Source organism: Tepidanaerobacter sp. GT38 (assembly GCF_021991635.1).
Lineage (GTDB): Bacteria > Bacillota > Thermosediminibacteria > Thermosediminibacterales > Tepidanaerobacteraceae > DTU063.
Window position 1 is genome coordinate 1 of sequence record NZ_JAFFJA010000047.1, and the last position, 9,621, is coordinate 9,621.

The 9,621-nt window shown below is 39.0% G+C and carries 10 protein-coding genes and 1 pseudogene; all 11 read right to left on the minus strand.

The features are described 5' to 3' along the window. Positions 1–113 precede the first annotated feature (113 nt). Positions 114–1,202 (minus strand): fructose-1,6-bisphosphate aldolase/phosphatase, encoded by a 1,089-nt coding sequence (fbp, locus tag JT739_RS07470; protein ID WP_237660483.1) that lies wholly within the window; start codon positions 1,200–1,202, stop codon positions 114–116. 208 nt (positions 1,203–1,410) lie between these two features. Continuing rightward, positions 1,411–1,659, minus strand: a complete 249-nt coding sequence (locus JT739_RS07475; RefSeq protein ID WP_237660484.1) for a hypothetical protein — start codon at positions 1,657–1,659, stop codon at positions 1,411–1,413. 8 nt (positions 1,660–1,667) lie between these two features. Beyond that, positions 1,668–3,200, minus strand: coding sequence for a glutamine-hydrolyzing GMP synthase (gene guaA / locus JT739_RS07480; protein ID WP_237660485.1), 1,533 nt, complete (start codon positions 3,198–3,200; stop codon positions 1,668–1,670). Positions 3,201–3,293: 93 nt separating this feature from the next. After that, positions 3,294–3,884, minus strand: a complete 591-nt coding sequence (locus JT739_RS07485; protein WP_370642604.1) for a 5-formyltetrahydrofolate cyclo-ligase — start codon at positions 3,882–3,884, stop codon at positions 3,294–3,296. Positions 3,885–3,959: 75 nt separating this feature from the next. Next, positions 3,960–5,015, minus strand: coding sequence for a galactitol-1-phosphate 5-dehydrogenase (locus tag JT739_RS07490; protein WP_237660487.1), 1,056 nt, complete (start codon positions 5,013–5,015; stop codon positions 3,960–3,962). A 170-nt stretch (positions 5,016–5,185) separates the two neighbouring features. Continuing rightward, the gene (gene deoC, locus JT739_RS07495; protein WP_237660488.1) at positions 5,186–5,908 is read right to left on the minus strand and encodes a deoxyribose-phosphate aldolase; all 723 of its coding nucleotides are present in this window, start codon (positions 5,906–5,908) and stop codon (positions 5,186–5,188) included. Between the two features lie 33 nt (positions 5,909–5,941). Then, positions 5,942–7,459, minus strand: coding sequence for an FGGY-family carbohydrate kinase (locus JT739_RS07500; RefSeq protein WP_237660489.1), 1,518 nt, complete (start codon positions 7,457–7,459; stop codon positions 5,942–5,944). 29 nt (positions 7,460–7,488) lie between these two features. Next, entirely contained in the window at positions 7,489–8,217 is a 729-nt protein-coding gene (gene deoC, locus JT739_RS07505; protein WP_237660490.1) for a deoxyribose-phosphate aldolase, read from the minus strand. Positions 8,218–8,299: 82 nt separating this feature from the next. Beyond that, positions 8,300–9,019, minus strand: coding sequence for a deoxyribose-phosphate aldolase (gene deoC, locus JT739_RS07510; protein WP_237660491.1), 720 nt, complete (start codon positions 9,017–9,019; stop codon positions 8,300–8,302). Positions 9,020–9,065: 46 nt separating this feature from the next. Further along, the gene (locus tag JT739_RS07515) at positions 9,066–9,404 is read right to left on the minus strand and encodes a hypothetical protein (RefSeq protein WP_237660492.1); all 339 of its coding nucleotides are present in this window, start codon (positions 9,402–9,404) and stop codon (positions 9,066–9,068) included. A 34-nt stretch (positions 9,405–9,438) separates the two neighbouring features. Beyond that, positions 9,439–9,621 (minus strand): annotated as a pseudogene (locus tag JT739_RS07520) (hypothetical protein); the annotation flags it as partial.

Genomic DNA, 9,621 nt, shown 5'->3' on the forward strand with positions numbered 1-9,621 from the left:
TAATATTGCAATTTAAGATATATTATATATATTATCATAATATTGTATTTTATGTGAATTTAAATAAAAAAGGTGACAGAAAAAGAATCTGTCACCTTATATTTATTAAAGTATTATTTAAAGCGGTCTTTTAATTTTTCCATTACCTTTGGCATTGTTGTATATTCCATTTCATCTAAAGGCAACCGGTGTGGTTCAAAGGGACCTAATTGTCTTATATAATCTGCAATTTCAAGGGCCTTTTGTCGAGCTTTGTCAAAAGCCATATCAGCAAAAAGGTCTTGCGGGCCAATGAGTTTTCCATTCGCTAATTGAAAACCTAAAGCAATTACCCTCGGCGGTCCGTCAAAGCGTGTAGGAACAGCATCTTTTTGGGATACGGGAATCAAAGGCCCATAATGAGAACCTCGCATCCAGCCTGTTACAAGGTGAGGATTTGCAAAGGGTTCTAACACTTCTCCTACAGCCGGAAGGCCATTTTGGCATCTAACTATCATAACCGGATCATCTTTACCAACATAACGTCCTGCCAATTGATTCATTTTTTGCGTTGAAGAAATGGCCGCAATTTCCCCCGCTTTAGTAAAAACACCTTTAACCACAAAGCGATTCGGTGCCCCTAAAAATACCAGCAAATCATAGAGCTCCTCCGGGCAAGAAAAAGTAACCCGTTTATCCTCTATAAGGTCCAAAACTTCAAAGCAAAATCCTGAATGCATTTTGGGATCGATTACAAGGCCTATGGTGTTAAAAGGATCTGCAAATATTTTGTAAAGGGGGAAATTCCATGCTCCAGGTTCGGTTTTATCTGCCATAAAGATTATGATAGGCTCACTGGGTCGCTCTTCAAATTCCATTTCTGCTATACCCGGCCCCATGCCCTTTATGTTGCCGGAAAATGCATCTGATAACAGATCTTGGCCAGCCCCATAAAGTTTTATTTTTTGGGCAACTTCAGTACAGTTTAGAAAAGTATTCCAAACTAAAGTATGTATAGGCTCTGCATCAACGCCTTGTCTGTGAGTGAGGACAATATTAATGTCGTCTCCTACATGAGTCACAAAAAAGTCAATTAATATATCTTTTCCATTTTGCTCCAAAGTCTCCCGGGCTTTTTGAAGCATATCCGGATGTACGCTTCCATGACCAACATATCCGCCAACATCAGCTTTAAACACGGAAAGAGTCACTCTAGAATTCATTACATTTTCCTCCTGATAATATAATTATGTTGTACAATATCTAATAAATTAATTAATTATGCTACACTATATATATATTCGATATATTATTTAACATTCCTTCTTTTAAAAAGTAGTCCTGAATTTGTAAATTATGATATATTTTCGCCATAAAAAAAGAGTATGGTAATCTACTATTAATGGTTTACCATACTCTTTTATTTTTTTATTAATCTATTTCAACAATAGGGGTGTTGCTGCCTTTTCTAATATCAACAAGGATTTCTAAAATTTCATCTTTATATGAAACAGGTGCACTGACAAATCCCCAGCCTTTTTGGGTCTGAAAGATACCATCGTATACTGGATCATGATACGTTCCAACAAAATGTGGTATTCCACGCTCTTTTAGCAAAGAAGCTAAGAGTTTTGCCTCAATCTCATTTTCAAGAGTGGCCACTTTTATAACTTCTTCCATACCCCGCTTCACTCCCACTCAATAGTAGCAGGTGGTTTAGGTGTGATGTCGTATACGACACGGTTTACTCCTTCTACCTCACTTGTAATTCGAGTTGATATGACATCCAATAAGTCGTAAGGTAGTTTTGCCCAATCGCCAGTCATGCCGTCCTCGCTTAATATTGCCCTAATAGCAACAGTATGTTTATATGTTCTTGTATCCCCTTTAACGCCCACACTTTGTATTCCAGGGAGAATAGCAAATGCCTGCCACAAGTCTCTATAGATTCCAGCCTTTTTTATTTCATCGGTTACTATAAAGTCTGCTTCCCTTAATATCTCAAGTTTTTCCTTTGTAACCTCACCTAATACCCTTACAGCAAGACCCGGGCCTGGGAACGGATGACGATACACAAGTTCTTCCGACAGGCCTAACTCTAGGCCGATTTTTCGCACTTCATCTTTAAACAACTCCCGAAGAGGCTCTATTAATTCAAAAGCCAAGTCTTCGGGAAGCCCTCCTACATTGTGATGGCTTTTGACAAGTCCCGATGATGATGTGCCGCTCTCAATTACATCAGGATAGACGGTACCTTGAACTAAAAAGTCGATTTTGCCAAGTTTTGAAGCCTCTTCTTCAAAAACTCTTATAAACTCCTCACCTATTATCTTGCGCTTTTTTTCAGGATCGATTATACCTTTTAATTTATTTAAGAAACGCTCAGATGCGTCTACAGCTATCAGGTTCATGTTAAATTTATTTTTAAATGTTTGTATAACACTTTCAGGTTCGTTTTTGCGAAGGAGGCCATGATTTACAAAGATACACGTCAAATTATCGCCTATGGCTTTGTGCACTAAAAGAGCAGCAACCGATGAGTCCACTCCACCGCTTAAAGCACATATAGCCCTTTTATTTCCAACCTTCTCTTTTATGAGGTTTACCTGCTCTTGTATAAAGGCCTTAGTAGTCCATGTTCTGCTGCAGCCTGCTATATTAAACAAAAAGTTGCTCAATATTTTATTTCCATAGAAAGTATAGCGCTCTTCGGGATGAAAATGCACTCCGTATAAATTTTTACCATTGCCAATAGCTGCAAATGGCGTTTTGTCAGTATGAGCTAGCACTTTGAAACCTTCCGGTAATGAAACTATATTACTACTTGCATCCATAAATGCCATAAATTTATTATCTATACCTTGAAATAATTCTTGCACCTCATCTATAAACAGCTCTGCAGGTCCAAATTCACGGCTTGCGCCTGTCTTTACCACTCCTCCTAAACTCTTTACCATTACCTGCAAGCCAAAACCTATGGCAAGTGTGGGTACATCAGCTTTAAACACTCTTTCATCACAAATAGGTATATTTTCTGTAGTTTGCAAAGAGCCACCGGATAAAATAATTGCCTTTGGTTTTTTTCGTATAATTTCTTCCCAACGTGTTTGATATGGCAGTATCTCACAGTAAACTTGAGCTTCTCTTACCTGTCGAGCTACCATCTGTGCGTATTTTCCGCCAAAATCAAGTATTATTACTGTTTGTCTAGCTTCATTCATGTATATTCCTCCCAAAATATCGTATCCTTTATAAAATCAAGATGAACAGATATAACTAAAAAGTGCACATTCAAAGAATATATTCCAAAAAGGTCACTCAAATGGTCCATATAATCGCTTTTCAGTTATAATCGCGTCCATCTTTATGTCATGAGATTCAGCAGGAATAAAATCAACCATCTGCATTTCAAAGGCGACTGCAATTTTTTTTGCATCTTTTCTTAGTTTAGGTAAAAACCTATCATAATAGCCGCCACCGTACCCTATACGATACCCCTTTTTGTCAAAAACTACACCTGGAACTACAACCAAATCAATTTCCTCTAAAATTACTTCTTCCCTTTCCGGCGGCTCAAGTACTCCAAATGTTCCGGTTTTTAGTTCATCAAGGCTTTTAATTTCTATGGCAAGAAGTCCATAGCCCTTTTTAACTCTGGGAACAACAACTCGTTTCCCTTCACTAAGGGCTTTTATGATAGCTTTTTTCGTCATAACCTCATTTCGCATATCCACATAAAACATAACCACTTTTGCTTTTTTATAATAATCAGTTGAAAAAAGTGTCGACATAATTGTATCGCTTTTTTGTTCAACCTCTTTTTGCAAAAGACTTAACCTTTGTTCTATAATTTTTTTTTCGGAGATTTCTTTTGTCCTCCACTTTATACACCCTTTATAAGCAATTCTCTTGCCATTATATCACATATTTATGCATTTAAAAAATGCCGGAAAAAATTTTATCCGGCACTTTTTTATTTATCAGTCATCGAAAGATACCAAAATTTTGTTATAGGAAATAGTTTGTTCAGCCATGCCTTTCAAATAGTCAGCTATATCTTCTAATGTAATTACGTGCGAAACCATTTCCTTAAAGTTTATTAATCTCTTTGTCATAAAATCAATTGTGGCTTTCCAAGCAATTCCAGGAAAAGGCGCAGTATAAGAGTTCCAGGAACCCCGGATCGAAATCTCTCCTCTTAAAATATGTTCAACAGTATTTTCATCTAGATGTAGACGGCTATGTGAAATTCCCACAAATACCACACGCCCTTTTTTTCTTGTTGATAAAATTGCCTGTTGTTGTGTAATTGAATTGCCTGCAGTTTCTGCAACAACTTCGGCACCACCACTTGTAATTTCGTTTATTCTCTTTACTGCATCAATTTTACTTGAATTAATTGTTATATCGGCACCTAGTTTTCGAGCTAAATCTAATTTTGCATCATCGATATCAACTGCAACAACCGTTGAAGCTCCAGAAATTTTAGCCCATTGCAAAGTTAACTGTCCTATTGCACCACACCCCATGATCACTACCGTTTCACCTGGTCTTATATTCACTTTCTCCAAAGCATGGTATCCTATTGTGGCTGGTTCAATACCGGCTGCTGATACAAAATCAAGACTGTCAGGTATTTTTAAAACATTATTCTGCGGCGCAATCACATATTCCGCAAATGCTCCATTGCTGCCGGTACCGATAAGGTTGTAGTGCTCACAAATACCAAAAAGTCCCTTTTTACAACACTCGCATTCTTCACAAGGTATCAATGGCGCAACTACAACTCTATCATTAGGTTTTACTCTTGTGACATTTGCCCCAGTTTCTACCACTACCCCAGAGAATTCATGCCCGAGTATAAGAGGATATTTTCTAGCACCAGTAATCATAGCACGTGGAATATCAGACCCACATATTCCGGCGTATTTTACTTTAATTAATACTTCATTATCATTACAAGTTGGGATTTTGCACCAATCTACTTTTATATTTTTCAAGGAATATAAGATTGCAGCTTTCATCTTTCCCTTCATAAACTTACCACCTTTTACCTTTCTATAGGCATCAAATATTAGTAGTTCCTATAAATTTAGAAAAAGTACTCACTCGGATATATACTACAAAATGGGCCAACCAATTATAAGTTGGCCCATTTTTAGCAAAGCAATCAAGTCTAAAAACTGCTAATATATGTAACTTGTATCTATTCGATTACCAAATCTTTATAGTATGCTTCAAGCTCGTCTATAATCATGGGAGCTCTTCTAGTACCGAGACGATTTGCACCTGCAGCTATAGCCATAATTGTCAACTGAGCAGGATTGTAACCTCCGTAACCCGAAAATTTAACGCCTACTTCAGGAGGAACTGTTTCTCGCATAATCTTTACGTGTTTAATTGAAGGATTTCCACCTCTACCAGTTGAACATTTCACAAAGTCAACTCCTGCTTTAACTGCACATTCGCAGGCTGCTCTTACTTCATCATCTGTCAGCATAGCTACTTCTAAAATTGCCTTTACTTCTATCCCAGCATCATGGCCCACCTTCACAACTTCAGCTATATCTTTGGTGTATAGGTCATAATCCTTATCTTTGAGTCTCCCGATGTTTGTCACCATATCGATGCAACCTGGCCTTTTATTCAGCATTTTTACGAGTTCTTTAGCTTCATTTACCTTAAAAGAAGTTGGATTGGCACCAAAGGGGAAACTTACCACAAGACCAGTCTCAATACCCGTTCCTTCTAATTCTTGTGCTACTAATGGTACCCAGTAGGGGTTAGGGTGAACTCCTTTAAATTTATATTGGCGAGCTATAGCACATGCTTCCCTTATTTGCTGTTCTTGTGTATCAGGATTTAAAATTGCATAATCCACCATGCTGGCTAATTTTTCTTTTGTATATTCAACGCCTTTGATAATCACCTGTGTCACTCCCTATAGATTTGGATTTATCTATTAAAATACTCCACCTTTTTCAAGAGCAGTATAAGCATTCACATACCTTTGATAAGCTTCATTGTAGGCTTCAGCAACCTTCGGATTCGGTTCAAAGGAGTCTTTAATATGAACAGCTGTCTCAACTGCTTCCTTATAACTCTTGTAAACTCCGGCACCAACACCAGCATAAAGGGCAGCACCTAGTGTACCTGTTTCATGTGTCTGTAATCTGTATATTGGCACTTGGTAAATATCAGCTTGCATTTGGCACCAAAGTGGTGATTTAGAGCCGCCACCAGTCAGGCGAATACCAGAAACGTGAACTCCTGCCCTCTTTTGTGCGTCTAATATTGTTCTCATTTCATAGCAGATTCCTTCCATAACGGCTCTTGCCATTTCAGCCTTAGTGGTTCCTAGGGTCATGCCTATAAATGCGCCCCGGGCATTACCGTTTGGTCTCGGAACATTGGCACCCTGTAAGTATGGCAGGAATGTTATTCCATTTGCTCCAGGAGGTACGGTCTCTATCTGCTGATTAATCAGATTATATGGATCATCTTTAAGCAATTTGGCAGCAGCGACTTCTACCCCGCCAAAAGTATCTCTGTACCACCTGTAGCTGCTAGCTGCGGCAGCTGCAAAAGCTTCTATAGTCCAGTTTTTCGGTCCTGCATTTCCTTTAACAACTAAAACTCTATTCGGATCTCTTATAGGTTTATCGGAAACAACGAAGCAAGAACCAAAGGTCCCAACGACCATTGCTGCAGTACCACCTTCTACCGCGCCGCAACCAAATGTGGAACAGTTTTGATCATGAGCACCTACACATAGAAGTGTTCCTTCAGCTAATCCTGTTTTTTCTGCTACGCTCTTAGGAATCCTTCCAACAGGTTGACCACTGTCAACGATTTTGGGATGTTTACTCATATCAAGCCCAAGGGCATCAAATACGCGCTTGCTCCATACATGATTGTCAACATCACAGAGTCCATCTCTGCTGGCTGAAGAAATATCTGTGAAATAATCATCGGCGCCAAACTCTTTTAAGAAATAGTCCTGATTGGTTGTAAACACGGCGGTTTTTTCAAATATATCCGGTTCGTTATTTCGAAGCCATAACAACTTTGTTATACTAAACATCAAGCCCAAAGGATATCCAGTAATTTTATAATATTCATCCAGTGGTATCTTCTCTTCGACTTCCTTTAGCTCTTTATCTCCTCTTAAATCTTGCCAGCCGATAAATGGCCTTAGAAGTTTACCGTTTTTGTCCACTGGTCCAACAACGCTACCTTGGCTTGATAGGCCTATAGCAACAATTTCCTTTGGGTCGATACCCGCTTTAGCAATTGCGGCCTTGCAAGATTCAAAAAGAGCAGGTGTCAATTCGTCTGCTAACTGTTCAACCCATCCAGGTTTTGGATAATAGCATGGATATTCTCTGTAGTCACTGCCAACCAGATTGCCTTCTAAATCAAAAATACAAGTTTTGCAACCGGTAGTACCTTCATCGATGCCCACGAGATACTTCCCCATACATTTTCCTCCTTTTGATTAATTATTTTTCATTTTTGTTGTTTTAACATATCGGCAATGATGCCGGATAACTCATCTACAATCCAGGGAGCATTTCTAGTTCCGATGCGCTCGGCACCAGCTAATATGCATCCAAGAACAACCATTGGCGTCCAGAAGCTGCCCGTCCCAGCAACTTTTACTTTTACCTGGGGAGGTGAACTTTTGCGCATCAATCTGACTTGTTCTAAAGTTGGACCGCCGTGCCTTCCGGTTGAGGTCTTTACCCAATCAGCTCCTGCTTCGGCTGCCAATTCGCAGGCTGCCACTATTTCATCATCTGTTAAAAACGACACTTCAAGTATTGCTTTACATTCTACGCCAGCATCGTGAGCCACTTTTGCAACTTCCGCAATGTCCTTTTTGTAGTAGTCGTAATCCTTGCCTTTTAACTTTCCTACATTTGTAACCATATCTATAACCCAAGGCTTGCCTTTTAAAATTTTTGCAGCATATTTGGCTTCAGCTACTTTTAACTCAGTCGGATTAGTACCAAATGGAAAACTTACAACATAGCCCGTTTCAATACCTGTGCCTTCCAATTCCCTGGCTACTGTAGGAACCCAGATAGGATTAACATGAAACCCCTTAAAATTGTATTCTTTCGCTATTCTACAGCCCTCTAAAATTTCTTTTTCAGTCACATTTGGATTTAAAGAGGAATAATCCATCATCTGTGCCAATTTTTCTCTAGTTAGATCAATATTCACTATATCCACCACATTCACCCTCTTTTTTATATTTTGATAATTCGGGATATTCTTCAGCGCCTTATATATAATAGGCGCTGAAGAGTAACAATTAAGGTCTATACTCCGGAACCAAGCCAATTTCTCTCATTTGATCCAATGCTTCTATAATCTGCGGAGCTGCCCTGGTGCCTATTAAATCCGCTCCAGCCAGCAGAAAGACATATGCATTTTGAGGACGTGGGAATTTTACCCCTGACACCTTGAGTTTTACATCTGTCCCTTCCAAAGTTTTGCGCATGAGTAGGAATTGCTCCATGGTAGGTCCATCAAACTGACCAGATGACGTCTTAGCATAATCTATCCCTGCTTCTGCAATTAACTTACACGCTGTTTCTATTTCTTCGTCTGTCAAGTAACATACTTCCAGAATGACCTTAGTAATAGCATCCCCTGCAGCTTTTTTAAAATCTTGCAGCTCTTCTTTTATTACATCATAGCGTTTGTCTTTAAGGGCACCTATATTCATTACCATGTCAAGGGCGGTGCAGCCTAATTTTACAGCATATTCAGTTTCATACGCCTTTACTTTTGAAGGTGCCGAACCAAAGGGAAATGCAATCCCTGTTCCAATATGTATATCAGTTCCCTCTAGTTCTTCTTTTATAACTGGTGTCCAAAATGGACTTGAACTGTAGAAGCTGGCACAATTGTATTTTACTGCTTCGCGGCAGCCATCACGTATGTCTTTTTCTTGGGTCGTCTTAGGTAGCACTGAGTGATCAAATAGTTTACCAATTGAGTTTTTGTCGTATTTTGATAAATCAGCCATTTTGTACTTCCTTTCTACGCTAATTTATATTTTGATTTGATATATTTTAAAAATATAGACAATAGAGAATAAATCCGCCTAGAATGCCTCCGAGAATTGCATTAATAACCATACCTATACCTTTGCCCACATCATCACCAGATAAAGCCGAAGCTACAAATAACCCTATAAATGCCGACCAAGCCATGTCAATCCATGCCGCACCAGACTGATATATCAAGCCTACTCCGTGATTGAGTGTCCATGTGGTGCCAACTATAAAACCAGCTGCAAGCCAACCGCCTATTGGCCCAAAATTGTCAACCAGTTTTCCCCATAAAAGTCTAATTAGGAACGGGAATATAAAACCACCAGCCATTGTCGCTATTATCTTTGGAAACGTCATTAATATACCCTCCCCCTATTTATACTTTATTAGACTACATGGAAATTTCTTTGCTCTTTGCAGAAACAGCGGCATCTCTTTCAGCCCACATCTTTTCTACGGCTACTGCTGTTATGCCGCCAATTGCTGCTCCAATTGCAACAAAAACCAATGTAGGCAGTGAATCGATTCCTGCTTGCACGCCTTTGAGAAATATATCTCTTAAAGTTCCCGTTAT

Bases quoted from the DNA above. Each gene is read 5' to 3' on its own strand.
- JT739_RS07475 (WP_237660484.1), bottom strand. From the start codon at position 1,659: ATGGAAGAAGTTATAAAAGTGGCCACTCTTGAAAATGAGATTGAGGCA.
- JT739_RS07515 (WP_237660492.1), bottom strand. From the start codon at position 9,404: ATGACGTTTCCAAAGATAATAGCGACAATGGCTGGTGGTTTTATATTC.
- JT739_RS07500 (WP_237660489.1), bottom strand. From the start codon at position 7,459: ATGGGGAAGTATCTCGTGGGCATCGATGAAGGTACTACCGGTTGCAAA.
- deoC (WP_237660491.1), bottom strand. From the start codon at position 9,019: ATGGCTGATTTATCAAAATACGACAAAAACTCAATTGGTAAACTATTT.
- fbp (WP_237660483.1), bottom strand. From the start codon at position 1,202: ATGAATTCTAGAGTGACTCTTTCCGTGTTTAAAGCTGATGTTGGCGGA.
- guaA (WP_237660485.1), bottom strand. From the start codon at position 3,200: ATGAATGAAGCTAGACAAACAGTAATAATACTTGATTTTGGCGGAAAA.
- JT739_RS07490 (WP_237660487.1), bottom strand. From the start codon at position 5,015: ATGAAGGGAAAGATGAAAGCTGCAATCTTATATTCCTTGAAAAATATA.